General features: G+C 72.9%; 26 protein-coding genes. 11 read left to right on the top strand and 15 right to left on the bottom strand.

What is annotated here, in order from left to right:
• Positions 1-34: 34 nt before the first annotated feature.
• The 3 genes from ACXNSR_RS12980 to ACXNSR_RS12970 all read left to right on the top strand — a co-directional run bounded on the left by ACXNSR_RS12980 (position 35) and on the right by ACXNSR_RS12970 (position 2,411).
• Positions 35-1,057: an NADP-dependent oxidoreductase gene (locus tag ACXNSR_RS12980; RefSeq protein ID WP_365266508.1), complete on the top strand. Its 1,023-nt coding sequence runs from the start codon at positions 35-37 to the stop codon at positions 1,055-1,057.
• 64 nt (positions 1,058-1,121) lie between these two features.
• Positions 1,122-1,544, top strand: coding sequence for an organic hydroperoxide resistance protein (locus tag ACXNSR_RS12975; RefSeq protein WP_458642207.1), 423 nt, complete (start codon positions 1,122-1,124; stop codon positions 1,542-1,544).
• 66 nt (positions 1,545-1,610) lie between these two features.
• Positions 1,611-2,411, top strand: a complete 801-nt coding sequence (locus ACXNSR_RS12970; protein WP_458642206.1) for an EI24 domain-containing protein — start codon at positions 1,611-1,613, stop codon at positions 2,409-2,411.
• 18 nt (positions 2,412-2,429) lie between these two features.
• Here the strand turns inward: ACXNSR_RS12970 and ACXNSR_RS12965 are convergent, their stop codons facing one another.
• Positions 2,430-3,317: an NAD(P)-dependent oxidoreductase gene (locus tag ACXNSR_RS12965; protein ID WP_458642205.1), complete on the bottom strand. Its 888-nt coding sequence runs from the start codon at positions 3,315-3,317 to the stop codon at positions 2,430-2,432.
• 96 nt (positions 3,318-3,413) lie between these two features.
• Here ACXNSR_RS12965 and ACXNSR_RS12960 point away from each other — a divergent pair, with 96 nt between their 5' ends.
• Positions 3,414-3,749 (top strand): winged helix-turn-helix transcriptional regulator, encoded by a 336-nt coding sequence (locus ACXNSR_RS12960; protein ID WP_458642204.1) that lies wholly within the window; start codon positions 3,414-3,416, stop codon positions 3,747-3,749.
• Between the two features lie 9 nt (positions 3,750-3,758).
• On the opposite strand, the gene ACXNSR_RS12955 is transcribed toward ACXNSR_RS12960, so the two are convergent.
• From ACXNSR_RS12955 to ACXNSR_RS12945, 3 genes are read right to left on the bottom strand one after another with little or no spacing between them, the layout of a single operon-like run.
• Positions 3,759-4,481, bottom strand: coding sequence for a PaaI family thioesterase (locus ACXNSR_RS12955; RefSeq protein WP_458642203.1), 723 nt, complete (start codon positions 4,479-4,481; stop codon positions 3,759-3,761).
• Positions 4,482-4,494: 13 nt separating this feature from the next.
• Complete coding sequence (locus tag ACXNSR_RS12950; RefSeq protein WP_458642202.1) at positions 4,495-5,199, bottom strand: carbon-nitrogen hydrolase family protein; 705 nt, start codon at positions 5,197-5,199, stop codon at positions 4,495-4,497.
• Positions 5,200-5,203: 4 nt separating this feature from the next.
• A complete protein-coding gene (locus ACXNSR_RS12945; RefSeq protein ID WP_458642201.1) occupies positions 5,204-6,112 on the bottom strand; it encodes a LysR family transcriptional regulator in 909 nt (302 codons plus the stop codon).
• 49 nt (positions 6,113-6,161) lie between these two features.
• Between ACXNSR_RS12945 and ACXNSR_RS12940 the strand changes: the two genes are divergently transcribed.
• Together ACXNSR_RS12940 and ACXNSR_RS12935 are read left to right on the top strand one after the other, a co-directional pair.
• Positions 6,162-6,962 carry an NAD(P)-dependent oxidoreductase gene (locus ACXNSR_RS12940; RefSeq protein WP_458642200.1) on the top strand — a complete coding sequence of 267 codons (801 nt, stop codon included), beginning with the start codon at positions 6,162-6,164 and terminating at the stop codon, positions 6,960-6,962.
• Positions 6,963-7,021: 59 nt separating this feature from the next.
• Positions 7,022-7,345: a putative quinol monooxygenase gene (locus ACXNSR_RS12935; protein WP_031145911.1), complete on the top strand. Its 324-nt coding sequence runs from the start codon at positions 7,022-7,024 to the stop codon at positions 7,343-7,345.
• 19 nt (positions 7,346-7,364) lie between these two features.
• On the opposite strand, the gene ACXNSR_RS12930 is transcribed toward ACXNSR_RS12935, so the two are convergent.
• Positions 7,365-7,940, bottom strand: coding sequence for a TetR/AcrR family transcriptional regulator (locus ACXNSR_RS12930; protein ID WP_458642199.1), 576 nt, complete (start codon positions 7,938-7,940; stop codon positions 7,365-7,367).
• Positions 7,941-8,143: 203 nt separating this feature from the next.
• Between ACXNSR_RS12930 and ACXNSR_RS12925 the strand changes: the two genes are divergently transcribed.
• Entirely contained in the window at positions 8,144-10,564 is a 2,421-nt protein-coding gene (locus ACXNSR_RS12925; RefSeq protein ID WP_458643293.1) for a beta-glucosidase, read from the top strand.
• A gap of 90 nt (positions 10,565-10,654) precedes the next feature.
• On the opposite strand, the gene ACXNSR_RS12920 is transcribed toward ACXNSR_RS12925, so the two are convergent.
• Entirely contained in the window at positions 10,655-11,551 is an 897-nt protein-coding gene (locus ACXNSR_RS12920; RefSeq protein WP_458642198.1) for an SGNH/GDSL hydrolase family protein, read from the bottom strand.
• A gap of 248 nt (positions 11,552-11,799) precedes the next feature.
• Here ACXNSR_RS12920 and ACXNSR_RS12915 point away from each other — a divergent pair, with 248 nt between their 5' ends.
• Positions 11,800-12,294 (top strand): DUF3145 domain-containing protein, encoded by a 495-nt coding sequence (locus tag ACXNSR_RS12915; protein ID WP_458642197.1) that lies wholly within the window; start codon positions 11,800-11,802, stop codon positions 12,292-12,294.
• Positions 12,295-12,372: 78 nt separating this feature from the next.
• Here ACXNSR_RS12915 and fabF read toward each other — a convergent pair whose 3' ends face one another.
• From fabF to ACXNSR_RS12890, 5 genes are all read right to left on the bottom strand, one after another.
• Complete coding sequence (gene fabF, locus ACXNSR_RS12910; protein WP_458642196.1) at positions 12,373-13,650, bottom strand: beta-ketoacyl-ACP synthase II; 1,278 nt, start codon at positions 13,648-13,650, stop codon at positions 12,373-12,375.
• A gap of 79 nt (positions 13,651-13,729) precedes the next feature.
• Positions 13,730-13,978, bottom strand: a complete 249-nt coding sequence (locus ACXNSR_RS12905; protein ID WP_030009997.1) for an acyl carrier protein — start codon at positions 13,976-13,978, stop codon at positions 13,730-13,732.
• Between the two features lie 57 nt (positions 13,979-14,035).
• On the bottom strand, positions 14,036-15,040 hold the full coding sequence (locus ACXNSR_RS12900; RefSeq protein WP_030009996.1) for a ketoacyl-ACP synthase III: 1,005 nt from the start codon (positions 15,038-15,040) through the stop codon (positions 14,036-14,038).
• A gap of 19 nt (positions 15,041-15,059) precedes the next feature.
• Positions 15,060-15,983 (bottom strand): ACP S-malonyltransferase, encoded by a 924-nt coding sequence (locus ACXNSR_RS12895; protein ID WP_458642195.1) that lies wholly within the window; start codon positions 15,981-15,983, stop codon positions 15,060-15,062.
• 83 nt (positions 15,984-16,066) lie between these two features.
• Positions 16,067-17,284 carry a PucR family transcriptional regulator gene (locus tag ACXNSR_RS12890; RefSeq protein ID WP_458642194.1) on the bottom strand — a complete coding sequence of 406 codons (1,218 nt, stop codon included), beginning with the start codon at positions 17,282-17,284 and terminating at the stop codon, positions 16,067-16,069.
• Between the two features lie 92 nt (positions 17,285-17,376).
• Here ACXNSR_RS12890 and ACXNSR_RS12885 point away from each other — a divergent pair, with 92 nt between their 5' ends.
• Complete coding sequence (locus ACXNSR_RS12885; protein ID WP_458642193.1) at positions 17,377-18,048, top strand: pirin family protein; 672 nt, start codon at positions 17,377-17,379, stop codon at positions 18,046-18,048.
• On the opposite strand, the gene ACXNSR_RS12880 is transcribed toward ACXNSR_RS12885, so the two are convergent.
• Positions 18,045-18,863, bottom strand: a complete 819-nt coding sequence (locus ACXNSR_RS12880; RefSeq protein WP_030009992.1) for a serine hydrolase domain-containing protein — start codon at positions 18,861-18,863, stop codon at positions 18,045-18,047. The two genes, ACXNSR_RS12885 and ACXNSR_RS12880, sit on opposite strands and share 4 nt — an antisense overlap.
• Before the next feature lie 78 nt (positions 18,864-18,941).
• Between ACXNSR_RS12880 and ACXNSR_RS12875 the strand changes: the two genes are divergently transcribed.
• Entirely contained in the window at positions 18,942-19,340 is a 399-nt protein-coding gene (locus ACXNSR_RS12875; RefSeq protein WP_189736714.1) for a MerR family transcriptional regulator, read from the top strand.
• Positions 19,337-20,359: an aldo/keto reductase gene (locus tag ACXNSR_RS12870; protein ID WP_458642192.1), complete on the top strand. Its 1,023-nt coding sequence runs from the start codon at positions 19,337-19,339 to the stop codon at positions 20,357-20,359. The genes ACXNSR_RS12875 and ACXNSR_RS12870 overlap by 4 nt, the downstream gene beginning before the upstream one ends.
• A 15-nt stretch (positions 20,360-20,374) precedes the next feature.
• Here the strand turns inward: ACXNSR_RS12870 and ACXNSR_RS12865 are convergent, their stop codons facing one another.
• From ACXNSR_RS12865 to ACXNSR_RS12855, 3 genes are all read right to left on the bottom strand, one after another.
• Positions 20,375-21,226 (bottom strand): DUF4429 domain-containing protein, encoded by an 852-nt coding sequence (locus tag ACXNSR_RS12865; RefSeq protein WP_458642191.1) that lies wholly within the window; start codon positions 21,224-21,226, stop codon positions 20,375-20,377.
• 75 nt (positions 21,227-21,301) lie between these two features.
• On the bottom strand, positions 21,302-22,453 hold the full coding sequence (locus ACXNSR_RS12860) for an alpha/beta hydrolase (protein WP_458643292.1): 1,152 nt from the start codon (positions 22,451-22,453) through the stop codon (positions 21,302-21,304).
• A gap of 219 nt (positions 22,454-22,672) precedes the next feature.
• Complete coding sequence (locus ACXNSR_RS12855; RefSeq protein WP_458642190.1) at positions 22,673-23,335, bottom strand: TetR/AcrR family transcriptional regulator; 663 nt, start codon at positions 23,333-23,335, stop codon at positions 22,673-22,675.
• Between the last annotated feature and the right edge of the window lie 201 nt (positions 23,336-23,536).

Below are 23,536 nucleotides of genomic sequence, written 5' to 3'. Positions count from 1 at the left end.
AGTGAAGCAATTTCGTTCTGACCAGGAGCGCCGCATGTCCCAGATCCCCGCCGTCAGCCGCGAGTGGCACCTCGTCCGTCGCCCGCAGGGCTGGCCCGTCGCCGAGGACTTCGCCCTGCGCGAGGTGCCCGTGTCCGCCGAGCCCGCCGCCGGCCGGATCCTCGTGCGCAACCTGTACATGTCCGTGGACCCCTACATGCGCGGCCGCATGAACGACGTGAAGTCGTACATCCCGCCCTTCCAGCTGGACGAGCCGATGCAGGGCGGCGCGGTCGGCGAGATCGTCGCCTCCTCCGCCGAGGGCTTCGCCGTGGGCGAGCACGTCCTGCACCCCTTCGGCTGGCGCGAGTACGCGGACCTCGACGCCGCGCACGCCGTCAAGGTGGACGCCTCGCTCGCTCCGCTCTCCGCCTACCTCGGTGTCCTCGGCATGCCGGGCCTGACCGCCTACGCCGGACTCTTCGAGGTCGCCTCCTTCAAGGAGGGCGACTCCGTCTTCGTCTCCGGCGCCGCTGGCGCCGTCGGCAGCCTCGTCGGCCAGTTCGCGAAGATCAAGGGCGCGTCCCGGGTGATCGGCTCCGCCGGCTCGGACGAGAAGGTGACGCTGCTCACGGAGAAGTACGGCTTCGACGCCGCCTTCAACTACAAGAACGGCCCTGTCGCCGAGCAGCTGCCGGCCGCCGCCCCCGAGGGCATCGACGTCTACTTCGACAACGTCGGCGGCGACCACCTCGAGGCCGCCATCTCCTCGATGAAGGTGAACGGCCGGGCCACCCTGTGCGGCGCGATCGCCGGCTACAACGACACCGAGGCCGCCCCCGGTCCCCGCAACCTGATGCAGGTCATCGGCAAGCGCCTGCGCCTGCAGGGCATCCTCGTCAACGACCACAACCACCTGCAGCAGCAGTTCGTCCAGGACGTCGCCGGATGGCTGCGTTCCGGCGAGCTGCGCTACGACGAGACGGTCGTCGAAGGGGTCGAGAACGCCACCTCCGCCTTCCTCGGCATGCTCCGCGGCGAGAACACCGGAAAGATGATCGTTTCCTTCACCGGTTAGGCTCACTGCACACCGTCGTGATCGTGGGCGCGACTCGCGGCGATTACCAGGAGGATTTTCCTTTATGTCCATCCAGCAGTCCGACGTCGCCTACACCGCTGTCGCCACCGCCGAGAACGGCCGTGACGGGCGCGTCGCCACCAACGACGGCCGGCTCGAGGTCGTCGTGAACCCGCCGAAGGAGCTCGGCGGCAGCGGCGCCGGTACCAACCCGGAGCAGCTGTTCGCCGCCGGCTACAGCGCCTGCTTCCAGGGCGCCCTGGGCGTCGTCGCGAAGAACGTGAACGCCGACATCTCCGGCTCCACGGTCACCGCCGAGGTCGGCATCGGCAAGAACGACGACGGCTTCGGCCTGATCGTCAAGATCTCCGCCGTGATCCCGAACGTGGACGCCGCCACCGCCAAGGACCTCATCGAGAAGGCCCACGAGGTCTGCCCGTACTCGAAGGCCACCCGCGGCAACATCACCGTCGAGCTCGCCGTCTGATCCGGCGCTCGCAGCGCGAAGGCCGCACCCCCGACCGGGGTGCGGCCTTCGCCGTAAACTGGCCCCATGCGTGATCTTGCGGGGGGCTTCCGGTATCTGCTGGCCGGACAGCGATGGGTGTTCCGTCACGGCCGGTGGCTGGGTTTCGGGCTGCTGCCCGGGCTCGTCGCGCTCGTCCTCTACGCCGGCGCCCTGATCGGGCTCGGCTACGGAGCCGACGACCTGACCGCCTGGGCCACCCCCTTCGCCGACGACTGGTCCTCGCCCTGGCTCTCGCTCTTCCGCGGCTTCCTGACCGCCCTGTTCTTCGGCCTCGGGCTCTTCCTCGCGGTGATCACCTTCACCGCCGTGACCCTGCTGATCGGCCAGCCGTTCTACGAGTCCCTCTCGGAGCAGGTCGACCGCAGCGAGGGCGGCGAGGTGCCGCAGTCGGGGCTCCCGCTCTGGCTGGAGCTGTGGGTCTCGGCCCGGGACAGCGTGAAGGTGCTCCTGCGGGTCCTGCTGTACGGGATCCTGCTCTTCGCCCTCGGTTTCGTCCCGGTGATCGGGCAGACGGTGATCCCGGTGCTCGGCTTCTGCGTCTCCGGGTACTTCCTGACCCAGGAGCTCACCGCCGTGGCCCTGCAGCGGCGCAAGGTGGAGCTGCCGGACCGGCTGGAGCTGATGCGCTCGCGGCGGATGCTGGTGCTGGGCTTCGGGGTGCCGCTGGTGCTGGCGTTCCTGGTACCCCTGGTCGCGGTGTTCCTGATGCCGGGCGCGGTGGCCGGTGCCACCCTCATGGCGCGCGACCTCGTGCGGACCGACGAGGCTCCGGCCGCCGAAACCACCCCCGCGGGCTTCGGCCCGCCGCCGCCCGCGTACTCGTAGCCGCAGGCCTCCGGGCGGCTACCGCTTCAGCAGCAGGACGGCCCCCGTCGTGTCCTCACCGCCGTGCGCGGCCGGGTCCGCGGTCAGCCGCCGGCGCAGCAGGTCCACGTACGGGGTGATCAGCTCGGTGCTGACGCCCTGCTCCTCGGCGGTGCGCAGCATGGTGCCGCTGCCGGCGACCTGCATGGCCAGGTTGGAGACCACCCCCGAGGTGAAGTCCCGCGAGGTCAGCCGCTCGGCCGCGTTGCCGACGAAGAAGCCCATCGCGCCGAGCCACTCGGACAGCAGCGGAGCCAGGTCCTTCGCGGCGATGTCCTCGCCCTCGATCAGCGCGTAGGCCTGCGAGACACCGGCGAACATCCCCCACATCGCGCTGAGCAGCGCCACGTCGTGCAGGGCCGCGTGCCCGGGGTCCTCGCCGACGAAGCGGGACCCGGCCGGGACCTCCAGGACCGCCCGGCGGCGCTCGAAGAGCGCGCGCGAGCCGCTGTAGAAGACGTACCCGCCGGTTCCGGGGGCGCCGATCATCGTCGGCGTTGCCATGATCCCGCCGTCCAGGTACCGGGCGCCGCGCTCCTCGGCCCAGGCGGCGCGGGCGCGCGCCTCGGCCGGAGTGCCGGTGGTGAGGTTGACGAGGTCCTTGCCGGTCAGGTCGATGCCGTCCAGGGCGGCGCCGACGCTCGCGTCGTCCAGCAGACAGACCACGACCAGTGCGCTCGCCGCGACCGCGTCGGCCGCGGTCGAGGCGACGGACGCCCCTTCGGCGGCCAGCGGTCCGGCCTTGGCGGGGGTGCGGTTCCAGATGGTCAGGGAGTGCCCGGCGGCGAGCCAGGTGCGGGCGAGGGCGGTGCCCATGTCGCCGAGGCCGAGGAGGGTGAGGGAATCGTGAGCTGTGGTGTCGGTCATGACGGCTAGCCTGTTGGAGGGCGGCAGGGCGCTCAAGTACGCACTTCGGAGTGGGTGGTTACCCCGAGGTGAGCCAGCAGGTGGGGAGGGTGTGCGATGGCGGTGGCACGGAGGCCCGGTGCGGACGAATGCGGGATCGCCGCGGCGATGTCCGTGATCGACGGGAAGTGGAAGGTGTCGCTCCTGTGGCTCCTGGACCAGCGGTTCCACCGGTTCGGTGAACTGCGCAGGCTCCTCCCCGGCATCTCGGAGAAGGTGCTCGCCGCCCAGCTGCGCGAGCTGGAGACCGACGGCATCGTGCACCGCGAGGTGTACGAGGAGGTCCCGCCGCGCGTCGAGTACTCCCTGACCCCCCTGGGCCGGGACCTGAACGCGGCCCTGGAACCCCTGGGGGCGTGGGGCGGCAAGCACCTGCTGGCCGACACCGCGTGAGCCGAGCGCTCACGCGCGCGGCTGGACCCACAGTGCCTCGGCCACGGCGCACAGATCGCCGTCCGCCGTCGCCAGGGCCGTGCCCACCGTGTACTTGCGGCCCGAGGACGACACTATCCAGGCGTAGGAGATCAGCCCCTCGCCCACCGGCACCGGCCGCAGCAGCCGGGCGCCGAGCGCGGCGGTGACCGCACCGGCCGGGCGGCCGTCGAGCAGCCGCCCCGCCGCGTTCCCCGGGCAGTCCAGTGCGCCCCACACCAGCTCGGGCGGCAGCAGCCCGTCCGCGCCGCCGAGTTCGGGCGCGGGCGTCCAGGCCGCGGCGACCAGCTCGCGGCCCGGCACCGTACCGCAGTGCAGGCGCAGGCCGGTGGCGGGCGTCCGGTCCAGGCCGCAGCCGAAGCAGTCGGCCTGACCGTCCGGCGGGTCCGCCCGGAACGCCTCGGCCGCGGCCACGGCCCGGTCCCAGGACGGGGCTTCGGGGCAGGGCGCGCCGGGCGCCCCGGCCGGGGTCGCCGCGGCCAGCACCAGCTCGCCGTCCGTCAGCTCGCAGCCGCCGTCCGCGGTCGCGGCGAGCCGCACCGGCGCCCCGGTCGGCACGGGGCGCCGGAAGTCCACCCGTACGTCCTTCGCGGCGGCCCGGGCGGCCAGTACGCCCGCCACGTAGCCGCCGAAGGCCACCCCCGGGTAGCCGTGGAGGCGTTCCGGCACCGTGATCGTCTCGAAGTCGTTCATGGCGCCCACCTCATCACACCGAGGCCGTCACCACCGAGGGCGTGCGGTCGTCCGCCTCGGCCAGCAGGGCGCCGCCCGGGGCCCACACGGCCGAACGGCCGCAGCCGGTCCACGGGCCCGCCGGGCCGACGTGGTTGGCGAGGACCACGTACAGGCCGTGCTCGCGCGCGATCCCGGGGTGCACGGTGGCGCGCTCGTGGATCCCGTCGCCCGTCCCGTACAGGGAGCTCGCCAGATGGACCCGGCAGCCGTCGGCGGCGCCCCGGCCGGGCAGTTCGGGGAAGTGGTTGTCGAAGCAGATGCCCAGGCAGAAGCGGATCCCGCCGAGTTCGAAGCGCCCGTCGCCCCGGCCGGGCTCGAAGACCTCCTGCTCGTGCCGGTAGAGGTGCTGCTTCGCGTACGTCGTCACGTGCGCGCCGTCCGCGTCGTGGACCAGCGTGGCGATGGCGGGGCGCGGGCCGCCGGTGGGCAGGGCGACGTTCACCGCGGTGGCGATCCCGGCGGAGCGCAGCGGATCCAGCCGGGGGTCGTCGGCGGCCGTCCACAGCCCGGGGTCGGCGGTCAGCGCGTCGAGCTCGTAGCCGGTGAGCGCGAGCTCGGGGAACACCACCAGTTCGGCGCCCTGTTCGCGCGCCGTCGCGGCGAGGTCCGCGGCCCGCGCGACGTTGGTCCGGACATCGGCGGGGGAGCAGGTCAGCTGCGCTGCGGCGATCTTCACCGGGTCAGGATGCCAGCCCGGCCGCGGCCTCCTTCAGCAGGGCCAGGAAGGCGAGGGCGGCGGGGGAGGGGGCGGTTGCGTGCGGGGTGGCGGCGTAGATCCGGCGGCGCGGGGTGTCGTCCGGGTGCAGGGGGACCAGCGCGAGGTCGGCCCGGACCGAGGAGGCGGCGAGCGCCGGGATCAGGGTGACGCCGAGCCCGGCCGCGACGAAGCCCTGCTTGGCGATCCAGTCGGCGGCCACGAAACCGGTGCGGGGGCGGAAGCCGCCGGCCACCGCGGAGTGCATGAGGGTCTCCTCGGGCCGGGTGTCGGCCGCGATCCACTCCTCGTCGGCCAGCTCGGCCAGCCGTACGCCGGCCCGCCCGGCGAGCCGGTGGCCGGCCGGCAGGGCCACGTACATCCGCTCGTCGAGCAGGTGGTGCGGGGTGCAGCCGCGGGGTGGCTCCTCGGAGGTGTCCGCGACGACGGCGAGGTCGAGGTCCCCGGCGGCGAGCAGGGCCAGGTGCTTGGCGGAGGGTCCCTCGGTGCGGGCGACGGCCACGGCGGGGTGGCGGGCCCGGAAGGCGGCCAGGGCGCGGGGCAGCAGGGCGGCGTCGGCGGTGGAGAAGGCGCCGATCCGCAGCCGTCCGGCGCCGAGGGCGCGCAGCGCGTCGAGTTCGGCGCGGGCGGTGCGCAGCCGCTCGCCGACGGCCTCGGCGTGCGGGAGCAGGAGGCGGCCGGCTTCGGTCAGGCGGACCCCGCGGGGGAGGCGGTCGAAGAGCGGGGTGCCCCATTCGCCCTCCAGGGTCTGGATCTGCCGGGAGACCGCGGACTGGGTGTAGCCGAGGGAGCGGGCGGCGGCCGTGAAGGAGGCAAGTCGGGCCACGCTCAGGAAGACCTCGTACAAGCTGTGCGAAGTGGGCATGGCAGCCATGCTAGACATTCGCTTGTCGCATGAATGGGCCCCGCCTAGCGTCATGGGCATGGACAGAGCACTGAAGATCGCGTTTCTCGGCCTCGGCCGGATGGGGGCCCCGATGGCCCGTCACCTGCTGTCCCGGGGATACGGGCTGACGGTCTGGAACCGGACGCGGGAGCGTGCGCTGCCGCTGGAGGCGGCCGGTGCGGTCGTCGCCGCCACGCCCGGCGCGGCCGTGCGCGGGGCGGACCTCGTCGTCACGATGCTGGCCGATCCGGCGGCCCTGCGGGCCGTCGCGGAGGACGTGCTGCCGGCCCTGCGGCCCGGGGTCCACTGGATCGACACCTCGACGGTGGGGCCGGACGCGGTGCGGGAGCTCGCGGGGCGGCTGCCGACGGGGGTGACGCTGACCGACGCGCCGGTGATGGGCAGTGTGGACCGGGCGGCCACGGGGGAGTTGTGGGTGCTGGCGGGCGGTGCCCCGCTGCCGGGCCCGGTGCGGGAGGTCCTCGACGCCCTGGGCGAGGTCACGGAGTGCGGTGCGCCGGGCTCGGGCGCCGCCCTGAAGCTCGTTCTGATCAACGCGGCGGTCGGCGGGGTGGCCCTGGTGGCCGAGGCGCTGAGGCTGGGCGGGGCCATGGGCCTGCCGGCGGAACTGGTCCGCGGCCAACTGGCCCGCGGGCCGCTGGCGGGCGCGGTGGCCCGCGCGTACGCCGACTCCTCGGACTTCCCGGTGGCCCTGGCCGCGAAGGACGTGGCCCTGGCCACCGCCCGGGCGCCGCTGCCGATCCTGGAGTCGGTCCACGCCGTACTGACGTCCCGCCCGGACCTCGCGGCCCGGGACCTCTCCGCCCTGCGCCCCTGACCCGGCGGCGCCCGGGGAGGTGCGCCCGCGGTGTGGATCAACCTGCATAAAATGCCGGTGTGATCTTCATTGTGGTGAAATTCCCCGTCAAGCCCGAATACGTCGACGCGTGGCCCGACAAGGTCGCGCCGTTCACCCGCGCCACCCGCGCCGAACCCGGCAACCTGTGGTTCGAATGGTCGCGCAGCCTGGAGGAGCCCAACACCTACGTGCTGGTCGAGGCCTTCCAGGACGACGCGGCCGAAGCGCACGTCACCTCCGAGCACTTCAGCGCCGCGCTGGAGACCATGCGGCCCATGGTGACCCGTACGCCCGAGATCGTCAGCACCACCATCGAGGGTGCGACCGGCTGGAGCCGGATGGGTGAGCTCCAGGTCGACTAGGCACTACCCCCCCGAGCCCTCAGGCCTGCGGCCCCCGCAGCAGGGTCAGGAACGAGCGGAAGGCGGCGGGCATGTCCACGGACTCCGGGGCCAGCAGCCACTGGTACTGGAGTCCGTCCATGACCGCCGTCAGCAGCGGCGCCACCTGCTCGGGGGTCAGGCCGGAGGGCAGGCGGTCGCCGAACTCGGCGCGCAGCACCGCCGCCATCTCCGAGCGGACCTGGGCGTAGCGCTCGGTGAAGAACTCCCGGGCCGGGTGCCCGTCGGTGACGCTCTCGCCCAGCAGCGCCGAGAAGGTCTGCACGATGCCCGGGCGCATGGCGTTGTACTCGACCAGCGAGTCCAGCAGGTCCAGGCGCCAGCTGTCGGCGGCGGCGCGCGAGCCGCCGCCCGTGTCCCAGCGGTCGCGTTCCTCCAGCACCGCGACCAGCAGCGCCTCCTTGGTCGGGAAGTAGTGCAGCAGTCCCTGCTGGGTCAGGCCCACGCGTTCGGCGACGGCGGCCAGCGACGCGCCCCGGTAGCCGCGCTCCGCGATCACCTCGACGGCCGCGCGGACGATCTCCCCCCGGCGTTCCTCGCTCCTCGCCCTGACCATCGCCCCGGCACCCCTTCCCGTTCGCGCGCTGTGCCCTGCCCACAGGACCGTACGGCATCCCGAATATCACGAACAGATTACGAACCCTACCGTTCAACAGGCAACAGGTCCACGATGGGGGCACCGCACCGAGCAACCGCACTCAACGAGGAGGCACGGCCGTGACCGATGCCGATCAGGTCCGCGAACAGGCACGCGATCAGATGCGAGACGACGCCGTCGAGGCGGCACTGGGCAAACTGGACCTCGACACCAAGGCCCGGCTCCTGGCCGGCCAGGACATGTGGTCCCTGCCCGCCGTCCCCGCGATCGGGCTGGAGTCCCTGGTCTTCTCCGACGGGCCCATCGGGGTCCGCGGCGTGCGCTGGACCGCCGACGACCCGTCCGTCGCCCTGCCGTCCCCGACCGCGCTCGCCGCGGCCTGGGACCCCGGGCTCGCCCGCCGCGCCGGCCGGCTCCTCGCCCAGGAGGCCCGCCGCAAGGGCGTGCACGTCCTCCTCGCGCCCACCGTCAACCTGCACCGCTCCCCGCTCGGCGGCCGGCACTTCGAGTGCTACTCCGAGGACCCCTGCCTCACCGGCGCCGTCGGCTCCGGCTACGTGAACGGCGTCCAGGACGGCGGCGTCGGCACCACCGTCAAGCACTTCGTCGGCAACGACGCCGAGACCGACCGGTTCACCGTCGACAGCGTCATCGCGCCGCGCCCGCTGCGCGAGCTGTACCTGGCACCCTTCGAGGCCATCGTGGCCAATGCCCACCCCTGGGGCATCATGACCGCCTACAACCGGGTCAACGGCACGACCATGACCGAGCACCAGTACCTCGTGAACGAGGTCCTGCGAGCCGAATGGGGCTTCGACGGCTGCAACGTCTCCGACTGGATGGCCGCCCGCTCCACCACCGGCGACATCCTGGGCGGCATGGACGTGGCCATGCCGGGCCCCGCCACCGTCTACGGCCCCGCCCTCGCCGAGGCCGTCCGCGCCGGCGAGGTCCCCGAGTCCGCCGTGGACGGGGCGGTGCGCAACGTCCTGCGCCTCGCCGCCCGCGCCGGTGCCCTGGAGGGCGCTCCCGCCGCCGTGGAGAGCGTCCCGGCCCCGATCGACGGCCAGGCGCTGGCCCGCGAGCTCGCGGTCCGCGGCTTCGTGCTGGTCCGCAACGAGGGAGCGCTGCCGCTCGACGGGGCCGCCGGCCGGACCGTCGCCCTCACCGGCGCCGCCGCCCGCGACGCCCGCGTCCTCGGCGGGGGCAGCGCCACCGTCTTCCCCGAGCGGGTCGTCTCCCCGCTCGACGGCCTCACCGCCGCCCTCCCCGAGGGCGCGCTCACCTACACCGTCGGCGCCGACCCCTCCGACGAGCTGACCCCCGCCGGCCAGGGCTTCGAGCTCCACGCCGTCTGCCGCGACGCCTCCGGGACCGTCCTCGGCGAGGGCGCCCTGCCCTCCGGCCAGGTCCAGTGGATCGGCGACGACCTGCCCGCGGGGGCCGCGTACGAGACCATGGCGAGCATCGAGGTCCGCGGTACGTTCGTGCCGCGCGAGAGCGGCGAGCACGCCTTCGGCACCCGCGGACTCGGCGCCTTCGCCCTGGCCGTCGGCGGGGAGCGGCTGTGGAGCGGCGTCCAGGAGATGGGCGACGAGGCCGACCCCTTCGAGGCCTTCTTCGGCGCCCCCAGCGAGCGCGCCCGCGTCACCCTGGCCGAGGGAGAGCCCGTCGAGGTGTCCCTGTCCTTCCAGGTCCCCGACATGTCCGCGCTGCCGCTCCGGGCGATCATGTTCTCGCTGCTCCACCTCGGCCCGCGGCGCGACGCGGACGAGCTGATCGCCGAGGCCGTGGCCGCCGCGCGCGGGGCCGACACCGCCGTCGTGGTCGTCGCCACCACCGAGCGCGTGGAGTCCGAGGGCTTCGACCGGCAGGGCCTCACCCTCCCCGGCCGCCAGGACGACCTCGTGCGCGCCGTCGCCGCCGTCAACCCGAACACGGTGGTCGTCGTCAACGCGGGCTCCCCGGTGGAGCTCCCGTGGCGCGAGGACGTGGCCGCCGTCCTGCTGACCTGGTTCCCCGGGCAGGAGGGCGGGGCCGCGCTGGCCGACGTGCTCCTCGGCGACGCGGAGCCGGGCGGGCGGCTGCCGACCACCTGGCCCGCGCGGTTCGCGGACGCGCCCGTCACCGAGGTGGTCCCGACCGGGGGGCGCCTGGAATACCGCGAGGGGCTCTTCATCGGCTACCGGGCGTACGAGCGGCACGGCGTGACCCCCGCCTACCCCTTCGGGCACGGACTCGGCTACACCGACTGGACGTACGACTCCCTGGAGGTCACCGCCGACACGGTCCGGGTCCGCCTCACCAATACCGGCGCCCGCCCCGGCCGCGAGGTCGTCCAGGTCTACCTGGCGCCCGTGGACGATGCGGTGGAACGTCCGGCGAGCTGGCTGGCCGCCTTCGCGGGCGTCGCGGCGGGCCCCGGCGAGAGCGTCGAGACCGAGATCCCGCTGCCCGCCCGGGCCTTCGAGATCTGGGACGAGCCGGCCCGCGGCTGGCGCCGGATCGGCGGGACCTACGAGGTCCGCGCGAGCCATTCGCACGCCGACACCCGGCTGACCGCGACGCTCGACCTCGCGTGACACGCCGTATGGCCGGAAATCACCCCTGAGAACCGGTCCGGGGACGGGCCCTGACTCCCGTCCCCGGACCCTCCGCAGCAGGCCGGGCCGTCAACGCGGCGGTTCGGCCGCCGTCACCTGGCGGTGCGCCAGTTCCGCGAGCCGCGCCTGCCCGTCCTTGCCCGGATGGAACCAGTCCCACCGGCTCAACTGATCCGCCGCGAAGGGGTACTGGAACACCGCGCCGCCGTCGTAGCGGCACAGCGGATCCTTTCCGCAGACCTCGCGCAGCACCTCGTTGTACTCCACCACCCGCGCCCGCACCTGCTCGCGCCGGGCCGTCGCCCCCGAGGCCGCCGACAGCGGATCGGCCAGCATCGACTGGCAGATCCCCAGCTTCCAGATCTGCCGCACCATCGGGAGGTCCTTGCCCTGCTCCCACAGCCGCTGCAGGTCCGGCACGCTGGAGACGTACACCTGGGAAGCGGGGGACGCGGTCCGCAGGTCCGTGAGGGCCTTCTCGAATGCGGAGCGGAAATCCGCCACCGGCGTCATCGACGAAGCGGTCGGCCGGCAGGCGTCGTTCGAGCCCACCATGACCGTGACCAGGTCGGGCTTGTGCGCGGCGGCCCCGGCCAGCTGGGCCGGCAGGTCCGCCATGCGCGAGCCGGTCACCGCGTAGTTCCAGCTGCGCTCCGCCGCCGCGTCCCCGAGCAGCCGGGCGGCCAGCGAGCGGACCGCGGGGTCGTTCCCGGTGGCCCATGAGACCTCCGGGCAGTCGGCCAGGACCGAACAGGCGTCGAAACCACGCGTGATGGAGTCGCCCACGGCCGCGATCGACGCGGGTGCCGTGTTCCAGCGCGGCGCGGCCTGCGATCCGCGCTCGCCGCCCTGCTCCCCCGACCCGCCCGAGCTGCACCCGGTGGCCGCCCCGGACAGCAGGACGACCGCCGCCCCCGCGCCCGCGAGGATCCGGCGCGCGCGGGGGCGCGGAGCGGTGCTGCGCATGGGAAGGGGCCTCCTTGTCGTCCCCACGTCGTTCGGGGGGTCCTGCTGAGTGAAAGCTCTGCGTTTACGGGTCTTGTAGCGACCGTACGTCACACCATGACCCCTGGCGCACGGTAGCTTTTTCCCGTGGCGTTTCGGCCGCAGGTCCCGTAGCGCAATGTCAAATAATTTCCGTTACATTACATCACGTCACATACTGTCCGTTTTCTGGAGTTTATTCCCGACCTCGTCCCATACTGGAGGTCCCGGTGACGACACGTGGAGTTCTGTACGTGCACTCCGCACCGCGCGCGCTCTGCCCGCACGTGGAATGGGCTGTTGCGGGCGTGCTCGGGGTGCGGGTGAACCTCGACTGGATCAGACAGCCCGCTTCCCCGGGCACCTGGAGAGCCGAGTTCTCCTGGCAGGCCGAAGCGGGCACCGCCTCGAAACTCGCCTCCGCGCTGCGCGGCTGGCACCTGCTGCGCTTCGAGGTGACCTCGGAACCGTGCCCGAACGCCGAGGGCGAGCGCTACAGCTCCACCCCGGAGCTCGGCATCTTCCACGCCGTCACCGGTATGCACGGCGACATCCTGATCCCGGAGGACCGGCTGCGCGCCGCCCTCGCCCGCTCCGCGCGCGGCGAGACCGACCTGGAGGCGGAGATCGCCAAGCTGCTCGGCAAGCCGTGGGACGACGAACTGGAGCCCTTCCGCTACGCGGGCGAGGGCGCCCCGGTCCGCTGGCTCCACCAGGTGGTCTGAGCCCGCGACGGGCGCACGGAGGCATGCGAAAGGCCCACCCGGATGCACCGGGTGGGCCTTTCGTGCAGCTCGGACCTACTAGACCGTACGGAAGGCCAGGGTCACGTTGTGGCCGCCGAAGCCGAAGGAGTTGTTGATCGCGGAGATCGGGCCGTCGGCCGGCAGCTTGCGCGGCTCGCCGACGACGATGTCCGCGTCGATGTCCTCGTCGAGCTCGTCGACGTTGATCGTCGGCGGGGCCAGCCGGTGGTGCAGCGCCAGCACGGTCGCGACGGTCTCGATACCGCCCGCGCCGCCCAGCAGATGACCCGTCATCGACTTGGTCGCGGAGATCGCGATGTGGTCGAGGTCGTCGCCCAGCACCTTGCGCAGGGCCTTCAGCTCGGCCGTGTCACCCTGCGGGGTCGACGTGGCGTGCGCGTTCAGGTGGACCAGCTCGGCCGGGTCCAGACCCGTGTTGTCGAGCAGGTTCTGCACCGCGGCCGCGACACCGCGGCCGGTCGGCTCCGGCTGCGCGATGTGGTGGCTGTCCGCGGACAGACCCTGGCCCAGCACCTCGCAGTAGACCCGGGCACCGCGCGCGGCGGCGTGCTCGGCGGACTCCAGGACGACGACGCCGGCGCCCTCGCCCAGGACGAAGCCGTCACGGGCCTTGTCGTACGGACGGGAGGCCTGCTCGGGGTTCTCGTTGTTCTTGGACATCGCCATCATGTTGGCGAACGCGGCGATCGGCAGCGGGTGGATCGCCGCCTCGGTGCCGCCGGCGACGACCACGTCGGCGCGGCCGGAACGGATCATCTCGACGGCGTAGCCGATGGCCTCGGCACCGGACGCGCAGGCGCTGACCGGAGTGTGCACGCCCGCCTGGGCGTTGACCTCGAGGCCGACGTTGGCCGACGGGCCGTTCGGCATGAGCATGGGGACGGTGTGCGGGGAGACCCGGCGCACACCCTTGTCCTTCAGGACGTCGTACTGGTCGAGCAGGGTCGTGACACCGCCGATGCCGGAGGCGATCACGGTGCCCAGACGCTGGGGCGCGACGAAGGCGCCCTCTTCCGTCTCTTCGCCGGCCGGGGTGGTGTAACCGGCGTCGGCCCACGCCTCGCGGGCCGCGATGATGGCGAACTGCGCCGAGCGGTCCAGCTTGCGGGCCAGCGGCCGGGGCAGGACGTCGTTCGGGTCGACGGCGGCCCGAGCGGCGATGCGTACCGGGAGTTCGGCGAAGCGCTCGCCCTCCAGGGGCTTGACGCCGGAACGGCCGGCAAGCAGACCTTCCCAGGTCGAAGCGCTGTCGCCACCCAGCGGAGTGGTTGCGCCGATACCGGTGACGACCACGGTGCGATTGGTCGGGCTCACAGGAATTCTTTCTCCACGTCTCAGGGGGTGCTGAATTGTCACGGCGCCACCGCCAGGTGGCGACAAACGCTCGTCAGGCTCAGGCCTGGTGCTTCAGGATGTAGTCCGCGGCGTCGCCGACCGTCTTGAGGTTCTTGACGTCCTCGTCCGGGATCTTGACGTCGAAGCGCTCTTCGGCGGCGACGACGACCTCGACCATGGAGAGCGAGTCGACGTCCAGGTCGTCGGTGAAGGACTTCTCGATCGCGACGTCCTCGGTCGGGATACCGGCGATCTCGTTGACGATCTCCGCGAGACCCTCGACGATTTCTTCCTGCGTGGCGGCCATGTGGCGCTCCTTCTCTAGCTAACTGGGGTGAAACGGGGCGGGATGTGGATCCCGGCCCTAGGGGAGGGTAACGACCGTCGCGGCGTAGACGAGTCCCGCCCCGAAGCCGATGACGAGCGCGGTGTCGCCGCTCTTCGCCGCTCCGGTCGCCAGGAGCCGCTCCATAGCGAGCGGAATCGAGGCGGCCGAGGTGTTGCCGGTGGTCTCCACGTCACGGGCGACCGTGACGTGCTCCGGCAGCTTCAGAGTCTTCACCATCGAATCGATGATCCGCATGTTCGCCTGGTGCGGAATGAAGACGTCCAGGTCGTCCGCGGTGATCCCGGCCGCGTCGAGCGCCTGCTGGGCCACCTTGGCCATCTCGAAGACGGCCCAGCGGAAGACCGCCTGGCCCTCCTGGGTGATGGCCGGAAACTTCTCGCCGCCGTCCTTGCCGAGGTACTCGTCCCACGGCACGGTCTGCTTGATCGTCTCGGACTTGTCGCCCTCCGAACCCCACACCGTGGGGCCGATGGCCGGCTCGTCCGAGGGACCGACGACGACGGCGCCGGCGCCGTCACCGAACAGGAAGGCCGTCGCGCGGTCCTCCAGGTCGGTCAGGTCCGAGAGCCGCTCCACGCCGATGACGAGGACGTACTCCGCGGAGCCTTCCACCACCAGGCCCTTGGCCAGGGTCAGGCCGTAACCGAACCCGGCACAGCCGGCGGAGATGTCGAAGGCGGCGGGCTTGCCCGCGCCGATCCGGTGCGCGATCTCGGTCGCGACGGCCGGGGTCTGCTTGAAGTGCGAGACCGTCGAGACGATCACGGCACCGATCTGCTCCGGGGCGACACCGGCATCGGCCAGCGCCTTCCCCGAGGCTTCCACCGACATCGCGGAGACCGTCTCCTGGGGCGAGGCCCAGTGCCGGGTCGCGATGCCGGAGCGGGAGCGGATCCACTCGTCGGACGAGTCGATGGTCTCGAGGATGACCTCGTTGGGCACCACACGGGTCGGGCGGTAGCCGCCGACACCGAGGATGCGGGCGTAGGGGGAGCCCTTGGCCGGCTTGATCTTGGACATGCTGTGTGGGCTCCTTCTCTCAGACCGTCAGTTCGGCGATGAGCGCCGCGGCCTTGTCGAGATCGTCCGGGGTCTTCAGCGCCACGCTCGGTACGCCCTTCAGCGCGCGCTTGGCCAGACCCGTCAGGGTGCCACCGGGGCTGAGCTCGATGATTCCCGTGACGCCCAGCTCGGCGAACGTCTCCATGCACAGGTCCCAGCGGACCGGGTTGGCGACCTGGCCGACCAGGCGGGCGACGACGTCGGCGCCCGTGGTGACGACGAGGCCGTCCTTGTTCGAGACGTACTTCAGCGCCGGGTCCGCCGGGGTGAGGGCCTCGGCGGCCTTCTCCAGCGTGGCGACCGCGGGGGCCATGTGGTGCGTGTGGAACGCGCCCGCGACCTTGAGGGCGACGACCTTCATGGAGCCTTCGGGCTTGTCGGCCTCCAGAGCGGCGATCTGCTCCATCGTGCCGGCGGCCACGATCTGACCCGCGCCGTTGATGTTGGCGGGCGTCAGGCCCAGCTTCTCCAGGTGTGCGACGACCACGTCGCGGTCACCGCCGAGGACGGCGGCCATGCCGGTCGCGGTGACGGCGGCGGCCTCGGCCATCCCCAGACCGCGGGTCCGGACGAACGACAGCGCGTCGGCGTCGGACAGCACGCCCGCGTAGGCGGCGGCGGTGATCTCACCGACGCTGTGGCCTGCGACGGCGCCGAAGGCGGCCGGGGAACCGAGCGCGGAGGCGGACAGCAGGCCCGCGGCGACCAGCAGGGGCTGGGCCACGGCCGTGTCGCGGATCGCGTCGGCGTCTGCGTCCGTGCCGTAGTGGGCAAGATCCAGCTCGATGGCGTCCGACCACGCGGCGACGCGGTCGGCGGCACCGGGAAGTTCGAGCCAGGGAGTCAAGAAGCCGGGCGTCTGAGCGCCTTGGCCGGGAGCGACGAGTACGAGCACCCTCACACTCTCTCTTGTGGATGGTCCCTGCCGCCCGTGGGGACAGGGACCAAGAACGGTCGGGGTAATTGTCGATGTCCGACAAAAGTCTAGGACTGGGGGTCCCCGTCGGCCAGACGCCCGAGAATCAGGGCGATTCGCAGCGTGAACGCCGAGCGGACATCAGAAGGAGACCATCCGGTGACGTCGGTCACACGTCGCAGCCGGTAGCGCACCGTGTTGGGGTGCACGAACAGCATCCGCGCCGCCCCTTCCAGGCTGCTCGCCTGCTCCAGGTAGACGCTCAGGGTCTCCAGCAGTGCGGACCCCGCCTCCTCCAGTGGTCTGTAGATCTCCTCCACCAGCTGATCCCTGGCGGCGGGATCGGAGGCGATGGCGCGCTCCGGCAGGAGATCGTCCGCCAGGACCGGCCGAGGGGCATCCTGCCAGGCCGTGCACGCTTTCAGCCCCGCCGCCGCGGCCTGCGCCGACTTCGTCGCGTTCAGCAGGTCCGACACCACCGGCCCGGCGACCACCGGACCCGCCGCGAACGGGCCGATCAGCGACTTGGCCACCTGGATCGGGTTGTCGCTGCCGCCCGCGATGACGACCAGCCGGTCCCCGAGCACACCGGTGAGGACCTGCAGCTTGTGGTGACGGGCCGCGCGCCGGATCGCCTCGACCGTCAGCTCGCTGTCGCCCTCCGGCGCGGTGCCCAGCACCACGCACACGTGCTCCGGCGAGTTCCAGCCCAGCGCCGCCGCCCGGGACAGCGCACCCTCGTCCGCCTCGCCGGACAGCACCGCGTTGACGACCAGGGACTCCAGCCGGGCGTCCCAGGCCCCGCGCGCCTCCGCGGCCTGCGCGTACACCTGGGCGGTCGCGAAGGCGATCTCCCGGGCGTACACCAGCAGCGCCTCGCGCAGGATCGACTCGTCTCCCGGTGCCGCCACCTCCTCGATCGCGGCCTCCATGACCTCGATCGTGGTGCGGACCATCTCGACGGTCTGGCGCAGGGTGATCGCCCGGGTCAGCTCGCGCGGAGCCGTACCGAAGACATCGGTGGAGATGGCCTGCGGGGTCTCCGGGTGCCGGAACCACTCCGTGAACGCGGCGATACCGGCCTGGGCGACCAGGCCGATCCAGGACCGGTTCTCGGGCGGCATGGCCCGGTACCACGGCAGGGTCTCGTCCATGCGCGCGATCGCGTTGGCGGCCAGCCGGCCCGCGGACTTCTCCAGTCGGCGGAGCGTCGCGGTGTGCGGATGGGCCGGAGCGGGATGCGCGGCATGTGTGGCGGGCGAATGCTCACGTTCGGGTTGGGACACGTGACAAGACTGCCTTATCGGGACGGGTACGCGGAGTCCGGTCCCGCCCGCGGCCCGCGCCCCGGCCCGCGTCGGGGTCTACCGTGGCGTTCATGATTGATGTTCGCCCAGGCGCCGAGCGGTACGAGGGCGGGGACCCGGCCGCCGGGATCACCACCCGGCACGCCTTCTCCTTCGGCACCTTCTACGACCCGGACAACCTGCGCTTCGGCCCGGTGCTCGCCTGCAACGAGGAGACCCTCGCGCCGGGCGCCGGCTTCGACGAGCACCCGCACAGCCATACCGAGATCGTGACCTGGGTGATCGAGGGCGAGCTCACCCACCAGGACAGCACCGGCGAGAAGAGCGTGGTGCGGCCCGGGGACGTACAGCGGCTCAGCGCCGGATCCGGGGCGCGGCACGTGGAGCGCAACGACGGCGCCGGGCGGCTGCGCTTCGTGCAGATGTGGCTCGCGCCCCTCGCCGCGGGCGGCGAGCCCTCGTACGGGGTGGTCCGGGACCTCGCCGACGCCGCGCCCTACGAGGTCCCCGCGGCCGGCGCCGTCCTGCACGTGCGGCGGCCCGGCGCGGGCGAACGCGTCGCCGTACCCGCCGCGGAGCGGGTGTACCTGCACGTGGTGCGCGGGGACCTGCGCCTGGACGGGGCGGAGCTGGGCCCCGGGGACTCGGTGCGGATCACCGCCGAGCGGGACCTAGAGGTCGTCGCCGGGTCCCCGGGGGAGCTGCTGATCTGGGAGTTCCCCGACCCGGCGGCGACGCCCTAGCGGGAGCGGAGCTCGGCCAGCACCGCGTCGGTGAACGGGGTCCAGGCCTCGGCCGCCCACGGGCCGAAGGGGCGGTCCGTCAGGGCCACGCACGCGGCGCGCGCGTCCGGGTCCACCCACAGGAAGGTGCCGGCCTGCCCGAAGTGGCCGAAGGTGCGCGGTGAGGAGGAAGCGCCCGTCCAGTGCGGGGACTTGTGGTCGCGGATCTCCAGGCCGAGGCCCCAGTCGTTGGGGGACTGGTGCCCGTAGCCCGGCAGGACGCCCTTGAGCCCGGGGTGGACGACGGAGGTGGCCTCGGCGACCGTACGGACGTCCAGCAGCCGCGGCGCCTGCAGCTCGGCGGCGAACCGCAGCAGGTCGGCGACGGTCGAGACGCCGTCCTTGGCGGGCGAGCCCTCCAGAGTGGTCCGCTCCATGCCCAGCGGCTCGAAGACCGCCTGGTGCAGGTACTCCGCGAAGGGGATGCCGGTGGCCTTGGCGATGTGGTCGCCGAGCTCCTCGAAACCGGCGTTCGAGTACAGCCGGCGCTGCCCGGGCGGGGCCGACACGCGGTGCTCGTCGAAGGCCAGGCCGCTGGTGTGCGCGAGCAGATGACGGACCGTCGACCCCTCGGGGCCGGCCGGCTCGTCCAGCTCGATCGCCCCCTCCTCGTACGCGACGAGGGCGGCGTACGCGGCGAGCGGCTTGGTGACCGACGCCAGGGCGAACCGGTGGTCGACGGGCCCGTGGGAGCCCGCCAGGCTCCCGTCGGCCCGTACGACGGCCGCCGCGGCGGTCGGCACCGGCCAGGTCTCGATGATCCGCAGGCTTTCCATGCCGTTCCCGTCCTCCGCGCTGTCCATGGCGCCGAGCCTACTTGCTTGGAGTGCACTCCAGGGTTTTAGCGTGGAGCCATGAGCCAGAGCCTGACGCAGACGCGGTACACGATCAGCGAGGTCGAGGCCCGGACCGGTCTGACCCAGCACACCCTGCGCTGGTACGAGCGGATCGGCCTGATGCCGCACGTGGACCGTTCCCACTCGGGACAGCGGCGCTTCACCGACAAGGACCTCGACTGGCTGGCCTTCGTGGGCAAGCTGCGCGCCACGGGGATGTCGGTGGCGGACATGGTGCGGTACGCCGAACTGGTCCGCGAGGGCGAGCACACGGTGGGGGAACGCCGGGAGCTGCTGGAACGCACGCGCCGCGAGGTGCGCTCGCGGATCACGGAGCTGACCGACGCGCTCGCCGTACTGGACTACAAGATCGATCTGTACGCCATGAAATCGGTATCGGGGAAGGCACAGCAATGACGGAGCACGGCACCACCCTCGAACAGGCAGAGCTCGGCAAGGGCGGCCCGCTGGTCGGCGTCCAGGGGCTCGGCTGCATGGGCATGAGCGAGTTCTACGGCGACACCGACGAGGCGGCGGCCCGGGAGACCCTGGACGCCGCGCTGGCCGCCGGCGTCACCCTCTTCGACACCGCGGACATCTACGGGCGGGGGCGCAACGAGGAGTTCCTGGCGCCCTTCGTGGCCGCGCACCGGGACGAGATCACGCTGGCGACGAAGTTCGCCATAGAACGGACCGACGACCCGCACTACCGGGGCATCCGCAACGACCGCGGCTACATCCGCGAGGCCGTGGAGGCCAGCCTGCGCCGGCTCGGCGTGGACGTCATCGACCTGTACTACATGCACCGGCGCGACCCGGCCGTGCCGCTGAGCGAGTCCGTCGGAGCCATGGCGGAGCTGGTGCAGGAGGGCAAGGTGCGCCACCTCGGTCTGAGCGAGGTCACCGGGGCGGAACTGCGCGAGGCGTACGCCGTGCACCCGATCGCGGCGCTCCAGTCGGAGTGGTCGCTGTTCAGCCGGGACGTGGAGCACAGCGCGGTCGGCGCGGCGGCGGAGCTGGGCGTGGCCTTCGTGCCGTACTCCCCGCTCGGCCGGGGCTTCCTGACCGGGTCCTTCGCGGACGCGTCCGCGGAGCTGTCGCAGAACGACTTCCGCCGCTTCCAGCCGCGCTTCAACGGCGACAACGCGACGGCCAACGCGGAGCTGCTGGTCCCGGTCCGGGAGATCGCCGCGCAGCGCGGTGCGACCCCGGCGCAGATCGCCCTGGCCTGGGTGCAGCAGCGGGCGCAGGTGCACGGGCTGACCGTGGTCCCGATCCCGGGCACCCGCAAGCCGGGACGGCTGCGCGAGAACACCGGGGCGACCCGGATCGTTCTCACGCAGGCCGAGCTGGACCTGCTGGAGCCGATCGCCGCGCGGGTCGCCGGGGACCGCTACCCGGACATGAGCTTCACCTCGGCGGCGCGGGAGGGCTGAGCCGCCCGGCCCCGCTCAGAGCGACTCGGCGGCGAACCGGTCCCGCAGCGCCGCGTACTCCGCGTCCGTGAGCAGCCCCGCCGTGTGCAGCTCGCTCAGGTGCCGCAGCCGGTCGTCGCCGGAGCGGGCCCGGGGCACGGAGGCGACCGGGGTACGGGCGCGCAGGGCGGCCAGGACGGCCGCGGCGAACGGCAGCGACTCGTGCACCGCCCCGTAGCCCGTGCCGAAGACGGCCGCCGCCAGGTCGTGGTCGGGGCGGGGGTCACCGGTGGTGTCCCGCGGCAGCAGCCGCAGGTGCCCGCCGGGGCCCTCCGGGGAGCACCACTCGACGCCGGTGAGCGCGGCCAGCGGGAAGCGCTGGTCGCCCGCCTTCCACTTGGTGCTGGAGGCGCCGGTACGGGACCAGTGGAAGGTGACCGCCGAGCCGTCGAAGACCACCCGGGCGTCGTACGCCTTCAGCTGCAGCGGCGGCTTCGGCACCTCGACGAGGAACTGCGAGGACGGCTCGGCGGCGTCCGGTCCGAGCCGGGACCGCAGCGCGTCGGCGAATTCGGCGGCGGCCGGGGCCCGGTCGGCCGGCAGCACCAGCCGGTACGGGTCGCAGGCCTCCTTGAGCTGCCCGGCGGCGGCCTCCATCAGCGGATCCGCGCCCGGCCGCGGGACGGCACGCAGGACCACCGTGTCCCGCTTGCCGCCGGTCACGGTCACTGTCACGGCGGACACCGCTTCGAGGGGGATCCGGCGCGAGCCGAGGGCATGCCAGAGTCGTGGCAGCCTCGGCGTTCTGATCCCCCGTGCGAAGCGGATGAGCACCGAGTCCGATTCGAACTCCCAGACGGCATGATTTCCGGCCAGTACGTCACCCATGTGGCACATCGTAAACGGCGGCGCCCTCGCGCGTCCCCCCGGTTGCGGGGACCGAATTCCGCGCCTCTACGCGCGTCAGTCCTGCTCTGTCCCGGAAATCCCGCGTCGGCACGCATCGTTCCCGGTCGCGCAGACAACGGAACCGAACGCGCCGGTTCCGATCTTGGCGAAGTTGTCCATCGAGTCCGTACCTGGCGCGAAATAGCCGGTGTGGCTCTTGGCCCGGGCCGAGGACAGCAGCCGCGCGCCGAACGCCGGGGAGACCGGATCGGCGCCGTGGCCCAGGCCGCCGACCTCCAGGTGCGGTACGTCGGCGATCCAGTCACCCTCGTCGCGCGTCGCCCAGACCCGTGCCGAGGTGCGCAGCCCGGCGACGTTCTCCGTGCGCATTCCGGGGCTGCCCGCCACCACCACGTCGGTCACCCGGCGCGGCAGCTCGTGCGCCGCGACCCCGCAGACCACCGATCCGTAGCTGTGGCAGAACAGCGCCACGCTCGCGTCCCCCGGCAGGGCCGCGGTCAGCGACTTCAGCAGGACGGCGCCGTCCTCGGCCATGCGGCCCGTGGCGGCGTCGACCCCGATGCCCGTGGGGGCGGTGTAGCCGGCCCAGGCGATGACCGCCGTGCGGCTGTCCGGGTCGGCCGCCCGCTGTGCCCGGTACAGGGACTCGGCCATGCCGACCGGGGAGGTCAGGCGGCGCTGGGTGCGCTCGAAGGTGAGCACGTCGGTGTCGACGCCGGGGACGATCACCGAGACCCGCTCGGCCCCGGAGAGGTCACCGAAGACCTCGGCCACGCGGCCGCCGCCGGTCGGGTCGAACGCGAAGATCTGCCGGCCCGGCTGGGCGAGCGAGGCGAAGCGGTGGGAGCGCCGCGTGGCAGTGGACCGGTCGGCCGGGGTCAGCGCGACGTCGCGGCTGCGGGCCTCCTCGACCTGGCGGGCCTGTTCAAGACCCTGAAGGTTCGCCCGGTAGCGGACTGCCGCGGGGGTCCCGTCGAGGTTGCCCACGACGAGCGGGTAGCCGTCGGCGAGGCGGGCGCGCTGGGCACCGTCGAGACCGGCGAAGAACCGGGCCACCGTTCGTGCGGGGGCGTCCGCGGCAGGTACCGGGCGGCCGTCGATGCGGGCCTTGGCCCAGGCGCCGAGAGCGGACACCCGCAGCGGGGAGACCGCCTCCGGCCGGTGCACGGCCGTCCAGCCGGTCGTCGCCAGCATGATGAAGACCACCGCCAGCGCGAGCAGGGCACGCAGGGCGGCAGGGCGCGGATCGGCGCCGAGGGCGGTGGGGTGGGCAAGGCCGGGCAGGTTCACTGTGACCAGCCTATGAGACGTCTTACGCCGCAGACGTGCCGGGTGACAGGACTCACGGCCGACCGTGGGACCCCGTGAGGCCCGGGCGGGGGACCCGCCGACGCGCCGCCGCAGCCGACGGCGCGGGCCGCCGGGCTACGCGGACCCGCGCCAACTGGAGGTCAGCGCCGGACCGATCCGATCGAGGTAACTCTCCGTCAGCCCTCGGATCGACTCCACACTGATGTCCTCGCCCTGTCCCCAGAGCCGCCCCGTGACGCGCATCACGCCGCAGAACGCGGCGACGGCGACCCGCGGCCTCGGATCGGCGTCCACGTCCAGCCCCTCGCGGGCGCCGATCAGCCGGGAGATCCGTTCCTCCAGCTCCGTGGAACGCCTCAGGTGCACGGCGAGCAGGGCGGGAGTGGACTCGATCAGCCGGTAGCTGCGCATGTAGAGATCGACCGGCACCACCTCGGACAGGGCCACCTCCACGGTGTCCCAGGCGGCGAGCGCCGCGCCCCGCAGGGCCTCGAAGGGGCCCTCGGCCGCCGGCCGGGCGCGCAGCTCGGCCACGAACCGTGACTCCACCAGCTCCTGGAGGGCGAAGACGACCTCCTCCTTGTTGGCGAAGTAGCGGAAGAAGGTGCGCTGGGACACGTTCACCGCGCCGGTGATCTCGTCGACGGTGGTGCGCTCGTACCCCTGGGACAGGAACAGCAGGAGGGCTGCGCGCAGCAGCGCGTTCCGGGTGCGCCGTTTCTTGCGTTCGCGCAGTCCGGTCACCGGCGCGCCCGTCGCCGACCGCTCGTCGGTCATCACCGCGGGGCTCCCTTCTGATGCCGAGTGGGCGGTCAGCGTACCGGTGACCGACAGTGTTGCGGCCGTCGCGCTGAGCCGTTCGCGGCGTGCCGTCCGAGCTCCTCGGCCGGTCCGTGGGAGCGCCCGCGGATGACACGTTCGGGTGCGGGCCCGGGCCGGGCCCGCACCCCGGACCGGGCGGCCGCGGCCCGCCCCACG

Source organism: Streptomyces sp. NC-S4 (assembly GCF_054353315.1).
This window is presented reverse-complemented; position numbering and strand designations above follow the sequence as displayed.

Excerpts from the sequence above, each read along its gene's own strand:
- ACXNSR_RS12975 (WP_458642207.1), top strand. The coding sequence starts at position 1,122 with ATGTCCATCCAGCAGTCCGACGTCGCCTACACCGCTGTCGCCACCGCC.
- ACXNSR_RS12870 (WP_458642192.1), top strand. The coding sequence starts at position 19,337 with ATGACGGAGCACGGCACCACCCTCGAACAGGCAGAGCTCGGCAAGGGC.
- ACXNSR_RS12970 (WP_458642206.1), top strand. The coding sequence starts at position 1,611 with ATGCGTGATCTTGCGGGGGGCTTCCGGTATCTGCTGGCCGGACAGCGA.
- ACXNSR_RS12885 (WP_458642193.1), top strand. The coding sequence starts at position 17,377 with ATGATTGATGTTCGCCCAGGCGCCGAGCGGTACGAGGGCGGGGACCCG.
- ACXNSR_RS12905 (WP_030009997.1), bottom strand. The coding sequence starts at position 13,978 with ATGGCCGCCACGCAGGAAGAAATCGTCGAGGGTCTCGCGGAGATCGTC.
- ACXNSR_RS12940 (WP_458642200.1), top strand. The coding sequence starts at position 6,162 with ATGGACAGAGCACTGAAGATCGCGTTTCTCGGCCTCGGCCGGATGGGG.
- ACXNSR_RS12900 (WP_030009996.1), bottom strand. The coding sequence starts at position 15,040 with ATGTCCAAGATCAAGCCGGCCAAGGGCTCCCCCTACGCCCGCATCCTC.
- ACXNSR_RS12855 (WP_458642190.1), bottom strand. The coding sequence starts at position 23,335 with ATGACCGACGAGCGGTCGGCGACGGGCGCGCCGGTGACCGGACTGCGC.
- ACXNSR_RS12865 (WP_458642191.1), bottom strand. The coding sequence starts at position 21,226 with ATGGGTGACGTACTGGCCGGAAATCATGCCGTCTGGGAGTTCGAATCG.
- ACXNSR_RS12920 (WP_458642198.1), bottom strand. The coding sequence starts at position 11,551 with ATGCGCAGCACCGCTCCGCGCCCCCGCGCGCGCCGGATCCTCGCGGGC.
- ACXNSR_RS12980 (WP_365266508.1), top strand. The coding sequence starts at position 35 with ATGTCCCAGATCCCCGCCGTCAGCCGCGAGTGGCACCTCGTCCGTCGC.
- ACXNSR_RS12945 (WP_458642201.1), bottom strand. The coding sequence starts at position 6,112 with ATGGCTGCCATGCCCACTTCGCACAGCTTGTACGAGGTCTTCCTGAGC.
- ACXNSR_RS12965 (WP_458642205.1), bottom strand. The coding sequence starts at position 3,317 with ATGACCGACACCACAGCTCACGATTCCCTCACCCTCCTCGGCCTCGGC.
- ACXNSR_RS12875 (WP_189736714.1), top strand. The coding sequence starts at position 18,942 with ATGAGCCAGAGCCTGACGCAGACGCGGTACACGATCAGCGAGGTCGAG.
- ACXNSR_RS12930 (WP_458642199.1), bottom strand. The coding sequence starts at position 7,940 with ATGGTCAGGGCGAGGAGCGAGGAACGCCGGGGGGAGATCGTCCGCGCG.
- ACXNSR_RS12955 (WP_458642203.1), bottom strand. The coding sequence starts at position 4,481 with ATGAACGACTTCGAGACGATCACGGTGCCGGAACGCCTCCACGGCTAC.
- ACXNSR_RS12960 (WP_458642204.1), top strand. The coding sequence starts at position 3,414 with ATGGCGGTGGCACGGAGGCCCGGTGCGGACGAATGCGGGATCGCCGCG.
- ACXNSR_RS12880 (WP_030009992.1), bottom strand. The coding sequence starts at position 18,863 with ATGGAAAGCCTGCGGATCATCGAGACCTGGCCGGTGCCGACCGCCGCG.
- ACXNSR_RS12925 (WP_458643293.1), top strand. The coding sequence starts at position 8,144 with ATGCGAGACGACGCCGTCGAGGCGGCACTGGGCAAACTGGACCTCGAC.